Origin of the sequence: Pseudomonas lyxosi (genome assembly GCF_047758685.1) — a bacterium.
GTDB lineage: Bacteria > Pseudomonadota > Gammaproteobacteria > Pseudomonadales > Pseudomonadaceae > Aquipseudomonas > Aquipseudomonas lyxosi.
Genome location: NZ_CP180481.1, coordinates 2,205,650 through 2,219,901, shown reverse-complemented (window position 1 = coordinate 2,219,901; position 14,252 = coordinate 2,205,650). Strand labels below are relative to the sequence as shown.

The 14,252-nt window shown below is 60.6% G+C and carries 14 protein-coding genes; 9 read left to right on the top strand and 5 right to left on the bottom strand.

Annotated elements, in window-relative coordinates:
* The first annotated feature begins 68 nt into the window (after positions 1 to 68).
* The 3 genes from ACMXYI_RS10295 (at position 69) to ACMXYI_RS10285 (ending at position 2,742) form a co-directional block, all read left to right on the top strand.
* On the top strand, positions 69 to 419 hold the full coding sequence (locus tag ACMXYI_RS10295) for a MerR family transcriptional regulator (RefSeq protein ID WP_129445079.1): 351 nt from the start codon (positions 69 to 71) through the stop codon (positions 417 to 419).
* 25 nt (positions 420 to 444) lie between these two features.
* Complete coding sequence (locus tag ACMXYI_RS10290; RefSeq protein WP_415773137.1) at positions 445 to 1,131, top strand: SDR family oxidoreductase; 687 nt, start codon at positions 445 to 447, stop codon at positions 1,129 to 1,131.
* Between the two features lie 252 nt (positions 1,132 to 1,383).
* Positions 1,384 to 2,742: an 8-oxoguanine deaminase gene (locus ACMXYI_RS10285; RefSeq protein ID WP_415773136.1), complete on the top strand. Its 1,359-nt coding sequence runs from the start codon at positions 1,384 to 1,386 to the stop codon at positions 2,740 to 2,742.
* A 123-nt stretch (positions 2,743 to 2,865) separates the two neighbouring features.
* On the opposite strand, the gene ACMXYI_RS10280 is transcribed toward ACMXYI_RS10285, so the two are convergent.
* Entirely contained in the window at positions 2,866 to 3,954 is a 1,089-nt protein-coding gene (locus ACMXYI_RS10280; RefSeq protein ID WP_415773135.1) for a calcium:proton antiporter, read from the bottom strand.
* A gap of 298 nt (positions 3,955 to 4,252) precedes the next feature.
* Between ACMXYI_RS10280 and ACMXYI_RS10275 the strand changes: the two genes are divergently transcribed.
* From ACMXYI_RS10275 to ACMXYI_RS10265, 3 genes are all read left to right on the top strand, one after another.
* A complete protein-coding gene (locus ACMXYI_RS10275; protein WP_415773134.1) occupies positions 4,253 to 5,335 on the top strand; it encodes a BMP family ABC transporter substrate-binding protein in 1,083 nt (360 codons plus the stop codon).
* A 174-nt stretch (positions 5,336 to 5,509) separates the two neighbouring features.
* The gene (locus ACMXYI_RS10270) at positions 5,510 to 6,475 is read left to right on the top strand and encodes a 2-oxoglutarate and iron-dependent oxygenase domain-containing protein (protein WP_415773133.1); all 966 of its coding nucleotides are present in this window, start codon (positions 5,510 to 5,512) and stop codon (positions 6,473 to 6,475) included.
* Between the two features lie 82 nt (positions 6,476 to 6,557).
* Positions 6,558 to 7,511 carry an adenosine deaminase gene (locus ACMXYI_RS10265; protein WP_074873526.1) on the top strand — a complete coding sequence of 318 codons (954 nt, stop codon included), beginning with the start codon at positions 6,558 to 6,560 and terminating at the stop codon, positions 7,509 to 7,511.
* A 120-nt stretch (positions 7,512 to 7,631) separates the two neighbouring features.
* Here ACMXYI_RS10265 and ACMXYI_RS10260 read toward each other — a convergent pair whose 3' ends face one another.
* The 3 genes from ACMXYI_RS10260 to ACMXYI_RS10250 all read right to left on the bottom strand — a co-directional run bounded on the left by ACMXYI_RS10260 (position 7,632) and on the right by ACMXYI_RS10250 (position 11,116).
* Positions 7,632 to 9,008: an MFS transporter gene (locus ACMXYI_RS10260; protein WP_415773132.1), complete on the bottom strand. Its 1,377-nt coding sequence runs from the start codon at positions 9,006 to 9,008 to the stop codon at positions 7,632 to 7,634.
* A 127-nt stretch (positions 9,009 to 9,135) separates the two neighbouring features.
* Complete coding sequence (locus tag ACMXYI_RS10255) at positions 9,136 to 9,870, bottom strand: ArsR/SmtB family transcription factor (protein WP_415773131.1); 735 nt, start codon at positions 9,868 to 9,870, stop codon at positions 9,136 to 9,138.
* Positions 9,871 to 10,186: 316 nt separating this feature from the next.
* Positions 10,187 to 11,116, bottom strand: coding sequence for a LysR family transcriptional regulator (locus ACMXYI_RS10250; protein WP_008156521.1), 930 nt, complete (start codon positions 11,114 to 11,116; stop codon positions 10,187 to 10,189).
* A gap of 119 nt (positions 11,117 to 11,235) precedes the next feature.
* Between ACMXYI_RS10250 and ACMXYI_RS10245 the strand changes: the two genes are divergently transcribed.
* The 3 genes from ACMXYI_RS10245 to ACMXYI_RS10235 all read left to right on the top strand — a co-directional run bounded on the left by ACMXYI_RS10245 (position 11,236) and on the right by ACMXYI_RS10235 (position 12,897).
* The gene (locus tag ACMXYI_RS10245) at positions 11,236 to 11,529 is read left to right on the top strand and encodes a putative quinol monooxygenase (RefSeq protein WP_415773130.1); all 294 of its coding nucleotides are present in this window, start codon (positions 11,236 to 11,238) and stop codon (positions 11,527 to 11,529) included.
* A gap of 32 nt (positions 11,530 to 11,561) precedes the next feature.
* Entirely contained in the window at positions 11,562 to 12,575 is a 1,014-nt protein-coding gene (locus tag ACMXYI_RS10240) for a zinc-binding alcohol dehydrogenase family protein (protein ID WP_415773129.1), read from the top strand.
* Between the two features lie 151 nt (positions 12,576 to 12,726).
* Positions 12,727 to 12,897, top strand: coding sequence for a hypothetical protein (locus tag ACMXYI_RS10235; protein WP_415773128.1), 171 nt, complete (start codon positions 12,727 to 12,729; stop codon positions 12,895 to 12,897).
* A gap of 8 nt (positions 12,898 to 12,905) precedes the next feature.
* On the opposite strand, the gene ACMXYI_RS10230 is transcribed toward ACMXYI_RS10235, so the two are convergent.
* Complete coding sequence (locus ACMXYI_RS10230) at positions 12,906 to 14,102, bottom strand: multidrug effflux MFS transporter (protein WP_415773127.1); 1,197 nt, start codon at positions 14,100 to 14,102, stop codon at positions 12,906 to 12,908.
* Between the last annotated feature and the right edge of the window lie 150 nt (positions 14,103 to 14,252).

Below are 14,252 nucleotides of genomic sequence, written 5' to 3'. Positions count from 1 at the left end.
AAACTCAGGGAGCAACAAGGCTAAAGCCTGGAGTATGCTCCAGGGTCAAGCCCTCTCGAGATGTCATGATGCGCATCGGTGAATTAGCCCAGGCCAGCGCCGTCAGCCGCGACACGCTGCGCTTCTACGAGCAACGCGGGTTGATTGCGGCACAACGCAGCGCCAACGGTTATCGCGACTATCCGGCGGACATGGTGCAGCTGGTGCTGTACATCAAGACCGCTCAGCGATTGGGATTTACCCTCGGCGAGATCGGCAACAGCGTCGCCGCATTGTGGCAGTCGCCCGATCCAGACAGCGCCGTCACGCAATTGCTGCAAGACAAACTCAAACTGATCGAAACCCGAATGGACGAACTCGGCGCGCTGCGTCAGGAGTTGCAGCAACGGCTCGGTCAACGTTGTCCATTGAATCCGTGATCCTCATTTATCAAGGAAGCCACTCATGTCTACGGCAAAAACCGCACTCATCATCGGCGCCTCCCGGGGCTTGGGCCTCGGTCTGGTGAAAACCCTGCTGGCCGACGGTTGGCAAGTCACCGCCACCGTGCGCAACCCGCAGAACGCCGAAGCCTTGCAGGCCTTGGGCAAGGTGCGGATCGAAAAACTCGACATGGACGATCAGCAGGCGGTCATCGCCCTGAGCCAACAACTCAAGGGCGAAGTGTTTGACCTGTTGTTCGTGAATGCCGGGGTCAAGGGGCCGGAGGTTCAGACACCGGGCGGTGCGACGTTGGCCGAGGTCGGGCAACTGTTTTTCACCAATGCGGTGGCGCCGATCAATCTGGCTCAACGCTTTGTCGGGCAGATTCGTCCGGATACCGGCGTGCTGGCGTTCATGAGTTCGGTGCTGGGCAGCGTGACCATGCCGGATGCGCCCGAACTGGCGTTGTACAAGGCCAGCAAAGCGGCGCTGAACTCGATGACCAGCAGCTTCGTCACTCAATTGGGCGAGCAGAAACTCACCGTGCTGTCGCTGCATCCGGGTTGGGTGAAGACCGACATGGGCGGTGAAGGCGCTGACATCAATGTGGAAACCAGTACGCGTGGTTTGGTTGATCAGGTGAATGCGTATACCGGCAAGGGCGGGCATCACTTCGTGAATTACAGGGGTGAAACCATTCCTTGGTAACAAACACAAAACCTGTGGGAGCCGGGCTTGCCCGCGATGCAGGCACCTCGGTCTGTCAGTGATACTGAGGAGATGCAATCGCAGGCAAGCCAGCTCCCACAGGGATTTGTGTTGTCCTGTCGGGCGAGGCTTGCCCGCCGAGCTTTTTTGATTGAGACTTCGCACTTCGTCCCCGCGGCGACCCTGGATCAGCAGACAGGGTAATCACTGAGCTGGCTAACCTGAACCCAACTTTCAGAGGAGCCGGCCAACATGCCTGCGACCCGTACCTGGTTAAAAAATCCCCTCGCGATCTTCACTGCCAATGGCCTCGATGCCCGTGGCGGCCTGGTGCTGCAAGACGGTTTGATCGTCGAAGTGCTCGCGACTGGCCAGCAACCTTCCGCGCCCTGTGGACACGTCTTCGATGCCCGCGAGCATGTGATCCTGCCGGGACTGATCAACACCCATCACCACTTCTATCAAACCCTGACCCGCGCCTGGGCGCCGGTGGTCAATCAGCCGTTGTTCCCGTGGCTGAAAACCCTCTACCCGGTCTGGGCACGCCTCACCCCTGAAAAACTCGCCCTCGCCAGCAAAGTCGCGCTGGCCGAGTTGCTGCTGTCTGGCTGCACCACCGCGGCCGATCACCATTACCTGTTTCCGCAAGGCCTGGAAAATGCGATCGACGTACAAGTCGAAAGCGTTCGCGAACTGGGCATGCGCGCCATGTTGACGCGCGGTTCCATGAGCCTCGGCGAAAAGGACGGCGGCCTGCCACCGCAGCAGACCGTGCAGGAAGGCGAAGTCATCCTCGCCGACAGCCAACGCTTGATCGCCGAGTACCACGAACGTGGCGACGGTGCGCAAATCCAGATCGCCCTCGCGCCGTGCTCACCGTTCTCGGTGACCCCGGAAATCATGTCGGCCAGCGCCGAATTGGCGAACAAACTCGACGTGCGCCTGCACACCCATCTGGCCGAAACCCTCGACGAAGAAGACTTCTGCCTGCAACGCTTCGGCCTGCGCACTGTGGATTACCTCGACAGCGTCGGCTGGCTCGGCCCACGCACCTGGCTGGCTCACGGCATCCACTTCAACCCGGATGAAATCGCTCGCCTCGGCGCCGCCGGCACCGGCATTTGCCATTGCCCGAGTTCGAACATGCGTCTGGCTTCCGGCATTTGCCCGACCCTGGACCTGACCGCCGCCGGCGCGTTGCTGGGCTTGGGCGTGGACGGTTCGGCGTCTAACGATGCGTCGAACATGATGCTGGAAACCCGTCAGGCGCTTTACATTCAACGGCTGCGTTATGGCGCCGAGAAAATCACGCCGGAGTTGGTGCTGGGGTGGGCGACCAAGGGCTCGGCGCAGTTGCTGGGCCGTACCGATATTGGCGAACTGGCGGTGGGCAAACAGGCAGACTTGGCCCTGTTCAAGCTCGATGAGCTGCGGTTCTCCGGCAGTCATGATCCGGTGTCGGCGTTGCTGCTGTGCGGCGCTGATCGGGCGGATCGGGTGATGGTCGGCGGCAAGTGGCGGGTGATCGATGGGCAGGTTGAAGGGCTGGATTTGAAGGGGTTGATTGCTGATCACAGCCAAGCGGCTCGGCAGCTAATCGCCGGTACCTGACACAACACAAATCAAACTGTGGGAGCGAGCTTGCTCGCGATGACGGAGTGTCAGTTGGCATTAATGGTGTCTGACACACCGCTATCGCGAGCAAGCTCGCTCCCACAAGGGTTTGTCGTGGTCCTAAAGACCGAGCAGCGACAACATGATGAATGTCGCAAACAGCACAAAGTGGGTCATGCCTTCGATGGCATTGGTTTCGCCATCGTTGAGGTTGATCGCGCTGACGATCAGGGTGAGGAAGACCATCACGGTCTGCACCGGGGTCATCGCCATCTGGAACGGCTGGCCGGTGTAGAGCGCCATCGCTTCCATCACCGGCACCGTCAGAATCACCGTCGACAACGACGCGCCCATGGCGATGTTGACCACCGACTGCATACGGTTGGCCAATGCCGCCCGCAACGCCGTCAGAATCTCCGGTGCCGCCGAGATTGCCGCCACCAGGATCGCCGTGATCACCGGCGGTGCGCCCGTCCCTTCCAGGCCCAGGTCGAGGGTCTTGGACATCACTTCGGCCAAGGCGCCGATCACCACCACCCCGAACACCAATGTCCCGATACTCAGCCCAAGATTGATCGGCTCAGGTTCTTCGTCCGGGACTTTCTTGCGGCGTTTTTCCGGGTAGCTGTAGCTGAAGAAATAACTGTGCGGCCCGACCTGCATACGCAGGAACAGGGCGTAGAGCACGATCATCGCGCCGATGGTGAAGCCTGAATAGAGTTTCCAGTTGGCCTCGGGAATGAACTCCGGCACCACCATGGAAACGCCCATGGCGGTGAGGATCATCACGCTGTAACTGCGCGCCGAGTCATCGTTGTAGGACTGTTCGCCATGCTTGAGCCCGCCCATCAACGCAGCGAGACCGAGGATGCCGTTGATGTCGAGCATCACCGCCGAATAAATCGTGTCGCGTACCAGGGTCGGCGAGGCTTCGTTGCTCATCATGATCGCCAGGATCACCACTTCCACCAGCACGGCGGCCAGGGTCAGGATCATCGTGCCGTAGGGGTCGCCGACTTTTTCTGCGAGCAGTTCGGCGTGATGGGCGACGCGCATGGAGGCAACGACGATGAACGCGATCAGCACCAGGCCGGCGGTCAGCGCAATGGGTTGGCCGCTGTGCAGCATCCAGTGCTCCATCGGGTAAGCGATGAATGCGGCAATCAGGGCCAGCAGCAGAAACTTTTCTTGCTTGATGAGTGTGAGCATTGCGGGCCTTTTTGCCGTGTGAAGCGAAACCAGTGTGATGAGCTAGTGACTGCGAGGCGGCGCTAACGTTTCGTTACACCTTAGCGCACCAGCGGATGGCAGCCGTGTCAGGCCATGCACTTTTATCGGCCTCAAGGACCTCATCGCGGGCAAGCCCGCTCCCACAGGATTTGCGCAGGCCATGTGGGAGCGGGCTTGCCCGCGATGGCCGTTACGAGGTTTCGAACCATTTGTTGTCCTGTTGGTCAGCAATTTGCATTGACCTCGCCAACCTCACAACAACATGGAGTTCGAATTCATGCACAAACGTCCGTTGAAGAAGCTGCTTTGCGCCGTTGCGGCGGCCATCGGTCTGAGCGCAAGCCTGACTGCCAGTGCCGCCGACCCGCTGAAAATCGGCTTCGTCTACATCGGTCCGATTGGCGACCACGGCTGGACGTATCAGCATGAACAAGGGCGCAAGGCGCTGGCCGAAAAATTCGGCAACCAGATCACCACCAACTATGTGGAAAACGTCGCAGAAGGCGCCGACGCGGAGCGGGTGATCCGCAACATGGCCAAGGACAAGTACGACCTGATCTTCACCACGTCCTTCGGCTACATGAACCCGACCCTGAAAGTCGCCAAACAATTTCCCAAGGTGACCTTCGAACACGCCACCGGCTACAAGCAGGACAAGAACCTCGGCACCTACCTGGCACGCACCTATGAAGGTCGCTACGTCGGCGGTTTCCTCGCGGCGAAGATGACCAAGACCAAGAAGATCGGTTACGTCGCGTCCTTCCCGATCCCGGAAGTGATCCGCGACATCAATGCCATTCAACTGGCCCTGAACAAGTACAACCCCGGCACCGAGATCAAGGTGGTGTGGGTCAACTCCTGGTTCGATCCGGGTAAAGAGGCCGATGCCGCCAATGCGTTGATCGATCAGGGCGTGGACGTGGTATTCCAGCACACCGACAGCCCGGCGCCGATCCAAGCGGCTGAACGCCGCGGCGTGTATGCCGTGGGCTACGCTTCGGACATGGCGCACTTCGGGCCGAAAGCGGTGCTGACGTCCATCGTCAACGACTGGGGGCCGCACTACATTCAGGCGACCCAAAGCGTGCTCGACCACATGTGGAAATCGCAGGATTACTGGGGTGGTTTGAAGGAAGGTACGGTTGAGTTGCCGATCAGCGATCTGGTGCCAGCACCGGTGAAAGCCGAGGCAGAGCAGATCATTGCTGACATCAAGAGCGGCGCATTCCACCCGTTCACCGGGCCGATCAAGGATCAGGCGGGCGTTGAGAAAATCGCGGAGGGCGCGACGGCGAGCAATGCGGAGCTGGCAGCGATGAACTACTACGTCGAAGGCATGAAGGCTGACATTCCCAAGTAATGTCTGCACTACACACAAAACCCTGTGGGAGCGGGCTTGCCTGCGATGAGGCCTTCACATTCAACATCTTTGTTGACTGACAGTCCGCCATCGTCGGAACGCCGCCCGGAGCAAGCTCGCTCCCACAATGGACCTCCAGTGCCCTTCAACCAGCGCACCTTTCAGGACTGCCGCATGAACCAACTCCCGATCATCGATATTGCCCCGCTTTACAGTGATGACGCGCACGCCTGGCAATCAATCGCCACGCAAATCGACCACGCCTGCCGCGAGTGGGGTTTCTTCTACATCAAAGGCCACCCGATCAGCCCGTCGCGCATCGACGCCGTACTCGACAGCGCCCAACGTTTCTTCGCCCTGCCCGCCGCCGAAAAACTCAAGATCGACATCACCCAAACCCGTCACCACCGCGGTTACGGCGCCATCGCCACCGAACAACTCGACCCGAGCAAACCCAGCGACCTGAAAGAAACCTTCGACATGGGCCTGCACCTGCCGGCCGATCACCCGCAAGTGCTAGCGGAAAAACCGCTGCGCGGCCCCAACCGTCATCCATCGCTGCCCGGTTGGGAATCGCTGATGGAGCAGCACTACGTCGACATGCAGGCCTTGGCACAAACCCTGTTACGGGCCATGACCGTGGCGCTGGGCATTGAGCGCAACTTTTTCGACACCCGCTTCGTTGAGCCGGTCAGCGTGCTGCGGATGATTCATTACCCACCGCGCCACACCGCCAGTTCCGAAGAGCAACAAGGCGCCGGCGCCCACACCGATTACGGCTGCATCACCCTGCTGTATCAGGATGCCGCCGGCGGCCTGCAAGTGCGAAACGTCAAAGGCGAGTGGATCGACGCACCACCGATCGATGGCACGTTCGTGGTCAACCTCGGCGACATGATGGCGCGCTGGAGCAACGACCGTTATCTGTCGACGCCGCATCGGGTGATCAGCCCGCTGGGCGTGGACCGTTACTCGATGCCATTCTTCGCCGAGCCGCACCCCGACACGGTCATCGAATGCCTGCCCGGCTGCCAGGATGAACGGCACCCGGCAAAGTACCCGGCCACCACCTGCGCCGATTTCCTGCTCTCGCGCTTCACCGAGACCTACGCCTATCGACGGGAACAGGAAGCGCTGTGATGAACCGGCTGGTCAGGTTTTGCTAATTGTTTCCACGAGCATCTGTAGAATGCTCACCATCTGCACCTGATGAGAAAAGACTATGTACGACTGGCTGAACGCCCTGCCCAAGGCAGAACTGCACCTGCACCTTGAGGGTTCGCTGGAGCCTGAGCTGCTGTTCGCCCTGGCCGAACGCAACAAGATCGCCCTGCCGTGGAGCGACGTAGAAACCCTGCGCAAGGCCTACGCCTTCAATAATCTGCAAGAGTTTCTCGACCTGTATTACCAGGGCGCTGACGTGTTGCGCACCTCTCAGGATTTCTACGACCTGACCTGGGCCTACCTGTTGCGCTGCAAGGCGCAGAACGTGATTCACACCGAACCGTTCTTCGACCCGCAGACCCACACCGACCGTGGCGTGCCGTTCGAAGTGGTGCTCAACGGCATCGCCGCCGCGTTGAAGGATGGCGAGCAGCAACTGGGCATCACCAGCGGTTTGATCCTGAGCTTCCTGCGCCATTTGAGCGAAGAAGAAGCCGAGAAAACCCTCGACCAGGCGCTGCCGTTCCGTGATGCGTTTGTGGCGGTCGGTCTGGACAGTTCGGAAATGGGTCACCCGCCGAGCAAGTTCCAGCGCGTGTTCGATCGTGCCCGTCACGAAGGCTTCCTGACCGTCGCCCACGCCGGTGAAGAAGGCCCGCCCGAGTACATCTGGGAAGCCCTCGACCTGCTGAAAATCCAGCGCATCGACCACGGCGTGCGCGCCATCGAAGACGAGCGCTTGATGCAGCGGATCATCGACGAGCAAATCCCGCTGACCGTGTGCCCGTTGTCGAACACCAAGCTCTGCGTGTTCGATCACATGTCTCAGCACAACATTCTCGACATGCTCGAACGTGGCGTGAAAGTGACCGTGAACTCGGATGACCCGGCGTACTTCGGCGGTTATGTCACCGAGAACTTCCACGCGCTGTACACCGATCTGGGCATGACTCAGGATCAGGCCAAGCGATTGGCGCAGAACAGTCTGGATGCGCGGTTGGTAAAACCCTAGTGACTGATCGCTGATCGTTCCCACGCTCCGCGTGGGTATGCAGCCAGGAACGCTCCGCGTCCCAAGAGCGGACGCAGAGCGTCCGGTGAGGCATTCCCACGCGGAGCGTGGGAACGATCATTAAGCAACTGCCTCGCTCAACTCCTCCAGCGTCTTGCCCCGGGTCTCCATCCCGAACACCCACACCACCCCTGCCGCAATCGCAAAACACATCGCCCCCAGCGCAAACACCCCGCCCTGCCCGGTCATCGGGAACACCAGCCCGGTCACCATTGGCCCGAGCAACGAACCCACGCGGCCAATCGCCGAAGCGAAACCCGAGCCCGTGGCCCGCGCGGATGTCGGGTACAACTCCGGCGTGTAGGTGTAAAGCACCGCCCACATGCCGAACAGGAAAAACTGCATCAGCAGCCCCGAGGCAATCAACAGGCTGACATTGCCGCCAAACACTGCGCTCTGACCATACAGAAACGCCATCACCCCGCCGCCGAGCAACGTCACCACGCACACCGGTTTGCGCCCCCAACGCTCCACCAGCCAGGCGGCCATCAGGAAACCGGGAATCCCGCCGAGGGAAATCAGCACTGTGTAATACACCGACTGAGTCACGGCAAAACCCGACTGCTGCAGCAAGGCACTGAGCCAGGACGTCAGGCCATAGAACCCCAGCAAGGCGAAGAACCAGACACTCCAGATCATCATCGTGCGCTGGCGATACAGCGGCGACCAGATCTGCCGCAACGCGGAAAAGAAATGGCCCGGCGTACTCGCCACTCTCGGCAGGCGGATCGGCTCAGGCAGATCCGAACGTCCCAGAGATGTCCGGACCCGATCTTCGATGCGCAGCAAGACCTTGTCTGCCACGTCATGACGCCCGGCCTGTTCCAGCCAGCGCGGTGATTCAGGAATGAAAAAGCGAATCGCCAGGACAAACACCGCCGGCACCGCCAACACCAGGAAGATGTCCCGCCAGCCAATCACCGGCAGCAGGAAGTACGACAGTACGCCGGCAGCGACGAAGCCCAGCGGCCAGAAACCGTCCATCAACGCAATGTAGCGCCCGCGCCCTTTGGCTGGAATCAGCTCCGAAAGCATCGACTGAGCGATGGGAAACTCCATGCCCATGCCGATCCCCAACAGGATTCGAAACAACGTCAGCGTTTCGACGTTCTGCGCCGTGGAGCACAGGTAGCTGGCGATCCCCCACAACACGATGCTCCACTGGAACACCGGTTTGCGGCCGAAGCGGTCGGCCAGCATGCCGGACAGCGACGCCCCCACGACCATGCCGAAAAAGCTCGAACTGGCCAGCAACCCGGCCTGTGCCGTGCTCAGGCCAAACTCGGTTTTGATCGACCCGAGCAGGAAGGTCATCATCGCCAGGTCCATGGAGTCGAAGAAAAACGCCAGGGCAATGATGATGAAAATGATCCGGTGATAACCGCTGATGGGCAGCCGTTCCAGTCGTTCTGCCGCGCTGAAGCCTCGTGTTTCCATGCCACATCCCCCCAATCCGAAAGTCCCCGGACGAGTGTGCGCGATAGCTGCTGGGGGTTACTGCTGGATGCGACCTGTTCGCAGCTCTGAGCGACGCCCGAAGCTTCGGACGTCGATCTCGATGCGTCTACAACGCCATTTCCAGCTCGGTTTCCTGGGCGAATCGATGGATTTCACGCTGCCCCGCGGCGGTGATCTGCAAGGCTCGCGAATCGTTGGGCAGGCTCAACCAACCTGACTGCATGAACAATTGCAGCAACGCCGCACCCAGAGATCCGCCCATGTGCGGGCGTCTTTCGCTCCAGTCCGGACAAGCGCAGGCGACTCGGCTGTTGCGATGGGCCAGCGCCTGGATAAACACACCCCGCGTCGCCAATTGCGTGGCGCCCTTGTGGGTGATCATGACCCGCTGATCGAGCTGTTCGATCCAGCCCGCATCCAGCAGACGCTGATAAAGATCGGCGGCAAGGGTGCCGCCCAAATGGTCGTCGCAAAGCCTGGCGCGCAAGAGTGACGAAGGCGCCGCCTGAGGTTTGGCGAGGGGGGGCGTGCGCTTGAAAATGTCCGGGATTTCCCGAGGCGTGCTGGCCAGGGTGGCGCTGGCCAGTGCCTCTATCGCGGCACCCACTTCAGGCGCGGCAAGACGGAAGAACCGCTTGCGGCCGCGGAATTCGACTTTCAACAGACCTCCGGCGGACAAACGCCCCAGATGCGCACTGGCCGAAGACGGTGACAGGCCGGCCAACAAGGCCAGCTCTTCGGTTTGCCGCGCCGAGCCGTCCATCAAGGCCCACATCATTGCGCTGCGCTTTGGGTCAGCCAGCAACGTGGCGATCTGGCTGATGCAAGGTGCATGTTCCATGTATTCACTCCCTGTTGAATCGTTTCGTCTACTGCTCAGAGACATCTTGACCAGTAATGTGTCGTCGGCCAAGGCGTGGAAACCGCCATAAACCGGGCAAAGCCGGCCAATCGCACAGGTCATTGCTCGCAGGTTTCGCGAAGCCGCGGCGATTGACCATGGGGCCTGGCTGACTCGGACGTGGACTCGCCATTGCGAGATCGACGGTGCGTACATGAGGCGGGCGCTAGTATATGCGGGTTAACCGCCGGTTCCTGCCCTTGGGAAACCATTGGTGGTGATAGTTCCTGAGTGAAATTTCGCTATTTGCCTGCGACTAATGATCGGCGCCCGATAACGTCGGAAATTGACTACTCAACCGGGCGCATCGACTGGCGAGCATTTCCCGCAAAAGGTTCACCGGCTTACTCAATTGTGCGCGATGGGCGCACAGCAAATTCAGCGGTGCGCGCTCACAGAGCAGTTCCGGCATGAGCACTTTCAATCGACCGGCCAGCACATCGGCCGCGACATCGAGCCAGGATTTGTAGGCGATCCCGGCGCCCGCCACCGCCCACAGCCGCACGACATCGGCATCATCGCTGAAACGATCGCCGCTGACGGTCAGGCTGACCTCGCGTTTGCCGTCGTGAAAACTCCAGTGATCGTGGACCCGGCTGCCGAGCATGAACAGCAGGCAGTTGTGCTGAGCCAATTGCTCCAGTTGCCGTGGCTCGCCATGCCGGGCCAGGTAACTCGGGGCGGCACAGAGCACGCGGCGGTTCTGCGGGGCGATGGGCAGCGCCACCAGGCTTGAGTCTTCCGGCTCGCCGTAACGCAGGGCGATGTCCACCGGTTGGCGGAACAGGTCGGCGATGCGGTCGCCCAGCAACAAACGCACCGTGAGTTTCGGATGTTCGCGCTGAAACTCGTCCAGCCAGGGCAGCAGCAAATTGCGACCAAAGTCCGAAGGCGCCGAGAGCTGCAAAATCCCGCTGACCTGGTCCTGACCGCTGGCCAATAAACGGCGGCCCTCATCGAGATTGCTCAAGGCGGCCCGAGCGTATTCAAGAAATCCCTCGCCTTCAGCGGTCAGCCGCAGGCTACGGGTTGAACGGGCGAGCAACCGGGCGCCGAGCTGCTGTTCGATGCGCTTCAACGCCGCACTGGCCACCGCGGCCGACATGTCCATCCCGCGCGCCGCCGCTGACAAACTGCCCAGGTCCGCCGCCCGGACAAACAACTGCAAGTCATCGAAACGCAGCATTGTTCAGCCTCGATTATCAAAAAAATATTGAAAGAGACTGCTCTTTTAGCGGGTTTTATCTTGCAGAGAAATAGCCAATCATCCGTCCCATCAAATTCACCCCGTTCCCGGAGCCGAACATGTCCCAGCCTTTTACCGCCATCGCCACCCTCATCGCCAAAACCGGCCAGCAGGACGCCCTCGAACAGCATCTGCGAGCGCTGCTGGAACCGACCCGCGCCGAGGCCGGTTGCAGTCAATACGACTTGCACCAGGACCTCGCCAATCCTCATGCCTTCTACATGATCGAAAAATGGAGCAGTGACGAAGCCCTGCAGGCCCATGACGCCAGCGCGCATGTCCAGAATTTCCGCGCCAAGGCTGGCGACTTTCTCGAACACTTCGACCTCAAGCGCCTGCGCTCCATCGTCTGATCTGCCTTCTTTATTACTTCTCAGGAGCCCGTATGAAAGCCATTGCCTACTATGCCTCGTTGCCAATCAGCGACGAAAAATCTCTGCAAGACATCGAACTGCCAGAACCGGTTGCCGGCCCGCGTGACCTGTTGGTGGAAGTCAAAGCCATCTCGGTCAACCCGGTGGACACCAAGGTCCGCCAGAACGTCCAGCCTGAAGCGGGCGCGCCGAAAGTGCTGGGCTGGGACGTGGCCGGTGTGGTCAAGGCCGTCGGCAGTGAAGTGACACTGTTCAAGGCCGGCGACAACGTGTTCTACGCCGGCTCCATCGCCCGCGCGGGCGGCAACAGCGAGTTGCACGTGGTCGATGAGCGGATCGTCGGCCATATGCCAAAAACCCTCGGTTTCGCCGAAGCCGCCGCGCTGCCGCTGACCGCGATCACCGCGTGGGAATTACTCTTCGAACGCCTGCAAGTGCGTGAAGGCAAAACTGATGAAGGCCAGAGCCTTTTGATCGTCGGTGCCGCTGGCGGTGTGGGGTCGATCCTCACGCAACTGGCCAGTCAGCTCACCGGGCTGAAAGTCATCGGCACGGCTTCCCGCCCGCAAACCCAGAGCTGGGTTCGTGAACTCGGTGCCGACCTGGTGATCGATCACAGCCAGCCGTTGAGCGAAGAACTCAAACGCGCGGGTGTCGATCAGGTGACCCACGTCGCCAGCCTGACCCAGACCGATCACCACCTGGATCAATTGGTCGAGGCTTTGGCGCCGCAAGGCAAACTGGCCCTGATCGATGATCCGAAGGCGCTGGACGTGACCAAGCTCAAGCGCAAGAGCCTGTCGCTGCACTGGGAGTTCATGTACACCCGCTCGCTGTTCGAAACCGCAGACATGATCGAGCAGCACAAATTGCTCAACCGCGTTGCCGGGCTGATCGACGCCGGGACGCTGAAGACCACGGTCGGCGAGCACTTCGGGACCATCAACGCGGCGAACCTGCGCCGTGCTCATGAACTGCTGGAAAGCGGCAAGTCCAAGGGCAAGATTGTGCTCGAAGGGTTCTGAAACAAACTGACACAGTTGTCGCCCAGATGGGCGACACCGTCAGTCCGAGAGTTGCCTCTTGTCACAATTGCGATCGTATTCGGGTCTACAATCGTGAAGCTCTGTGACGCATTCCTTTAAGTGACATCTTTTACGAGAGGAGAGATCAGCAATGAAGATCCTGATAAAAGAATTGGCAAAATCCCAGTGGCAGGTCCGTCTGGACCAACACGTCGTCACATTCCGCAGCGAAGCCGAAGCTCGCGCTTTCACCCGCACCCTTGAAGCGCGACTGCAAGCCCCTCATCAAATTACTGAACACCAGCAGCGTGCCGCTGGCTGAGTCCGTCCTCAGACCTGGGCTTGCGCCAGCGCCCGGGCATTTTGCAAACGCCGGGTGAGCATCGCCACGCTCACCACCAGAATTCCGCACAGGCTGATGACCATGGCCATCGGCATGGCGCTGCCGTCGTGTAAAACCCCCACCAGTGCTGCTGCCCCGGCGGCGACGCTGAATTGCAGGCAACCGAGCATCGCCGACGCACTGCCGGCGCGAGCGCCCTGCCCGTTCATGGCGCAGGCCGAGGCGTTAGGGAGGATGCAACCGAGGCTGGCGATGCAGACAAACAGCGGAATCAATAACGGCCATAGTTGCGCAGTGTGCAGCGAACTGACGGCCAGCAGCGCCAGACCGGCACCGACGTAGATCCACACGGTGCGCGCCAACAAGAACGCCGGGCCGCGCTTGGCCAGCAGTCGTGCATTGAGTTGCGCGACCAGAATGAAGCCCGCCGCGTTGGTCCCGAACAGCCAGCCGAAATGCTCGGCCGGCACGCCATACAGCTTGATGAAGACGAACGGTGAACCGGCGATGTAGGCAAACATCCCGGCGATGGCGATGCCACCGGTCAAGGCGTGGCCGAGGAACACCGGATCCGACAACAGTCGACCGTACTGACGCAACGCGCCGGACAACGGTTGACGCGGCACATGGGCCGGCAGACTTTCCGGCAGCCCAAGTGCTACGGCCAACCCGGCCAGCGCACTGAAACCGGTCAACACGAGAAAGATCGACTGCCAGCCCGTGGTGTTGACCAACAGCCCGCCCAGCATCGGCGCAAGAATCGGCGCCAGGCCCATTACCAGCATCAGCTGCGAAAAGACCTTCGCCGACCCCACTGCATCGCATTTATCGCTGACAATCGCGCGGGAGATCACCATCCCTGCGCACCCACCCAACGCCTGAACGAAACGCGCGCCGATCAGCCATTCGAGGTTCGGCGCATAGGCGCAGGCCAGGGAGGCTGCGGTGAACAGCCCGACACCGGTCAGCAAGGGAATCCGTCGCCCGAAACGATCCGCCACCGGGCCGTAAGCCAGCTGACCGATGGACAAGCCAAGGAAATACGCCGCCAGAGTCAGCTGAACGTGTTTTTCATCGGTGGCGAAGGCGAGCGCCATCGCCGGGAAGGCCGGCAGATAGAAATCGATCGCCAGCGGACCGAAGGCGCTCAAGGCGCCAAGAATCAAAATGGTACGGAAATTCATCAGGCATCCAGTTGGGCATGAGTCGGCAGGCCGACAGTCTAGCCGCGCAGGGCCGCCTTGAACATTCCGTTAGGTCGCTAACTATTAAAAACCCTGTAGGAGCTGAGCTTGCTCCGGGCGGCGTTCCGACGATGACGGCTTTACGTTCAA

What these genes read in the sequence shown, in the direction of transcription:
- ACMXYI_RS10295 (WP_129445079.1), top strand. Translation starts at nt 69, where the DNA reads ATGCGCATCGGTGAATTAGCCCAGGCCAGCGCCGTCAGCCGCGACACG.
- ACMXYI_RS10290 (WP_415773137.1), top strand. Translation starts at nt 445, where the DNA reads ATGTCTACGGCAAAAACCGCACTCATCATCGGCGCCTCCCGGGGCTTG.
- ACMXYI_RS10285 (WP_415773136.1), top strand. Translation starts at nt 1,384, where the DNA reads ATGCCTGCGACCCGTACCTGGTTAAAAAATCCCCTCGCGATCTTCACT.
- ACMXYI_RS10280 (WP_415773135.1), bottom strand. Translation starts at nt 3,954, where the DNA reads ATGCTCACACTCATCAAGCAAGAAAAGTTTCTGCTGCTGGCCCTGATT.
- ACMXYI_RS10275 (WP_415773134.1), top strand. Translation starts at nt 4,253, where the DNA reads ATGCACAAACGTCCGTTGAAGAAGCTGCTTTGCGCCGTTGCGGCGGCC.
- ACMXYI_RS10270 (WP_415773133.1), top strand. Translation starts at nt 5,510, where the DNA reads ATGAACCAACTCCCGATCATCGATATTGCCCCGCTTTACAGTGATGAC.
- ACMXYI_RS10265 (WP_074873526.1), top strand. Translation starts at nt 6,558, where the DNA reads ATGTACGACTGGCTGAACGCCCTGCCCAAGGCAGAACTGCACCTGCAC.
- ACMXYI_RS10260 (WP_415773132.1), bottom strand. Translation starts at nt 9,008, where the DNA reads ATGGAAACACGAGGCTTCAGCGCGGCAGAACGACTGGAACGGCTGCCC.
- ACMXYI_RS10255 (WP_415773131.1), bottom strand. Translation starts at nt 9,870, where the DNA reads ATGGAACATGCACCTTGCATCAGCCAGATCGCCACGTTGCTGGCTGAC.
- ACMXYI_RS10250 (WP_008156521.1), bottom strand. Translation starts at nt 11,116, where the DNA reads ATGCTGCGTTTCGATGACTTGCAGTTGTTTGTCCGGGCGGCGGACCTG.
- ACMXYI_RS10245 (WP_415773130.1), top strand. Translation starts at nt 11,236, where the DNA reads ATGTCCCAGCCTTTTACCGCCATCGCCACCCTCATCGCCAAAACCGGC.
- ACMXYI_RS10240 (WP_415773129.1), top strand. Translation starts at nt 11,562, where the DNA reads ATGAAAGCCATTGCCTACTATGCCTCGTTGCCAATCAGCGACGAAAAA.
- ACMXYI_RS10235 (WP_415773128.1), top strand. Translation starts at nt 12,727, where the DNA reads ATGAAGATCCTGATAAAAGAATTGGCAAAATCCCAGTGGCAGGTCCGT.
- ACMXYI_RS10230 (WP_415773127.1), bottom strand. Translation starts at nt 14,102, where the DNA reads ATGAATTTCCGTACCATTTTGATTCTTGGCGCCTTGAGCGCCTTCGGT.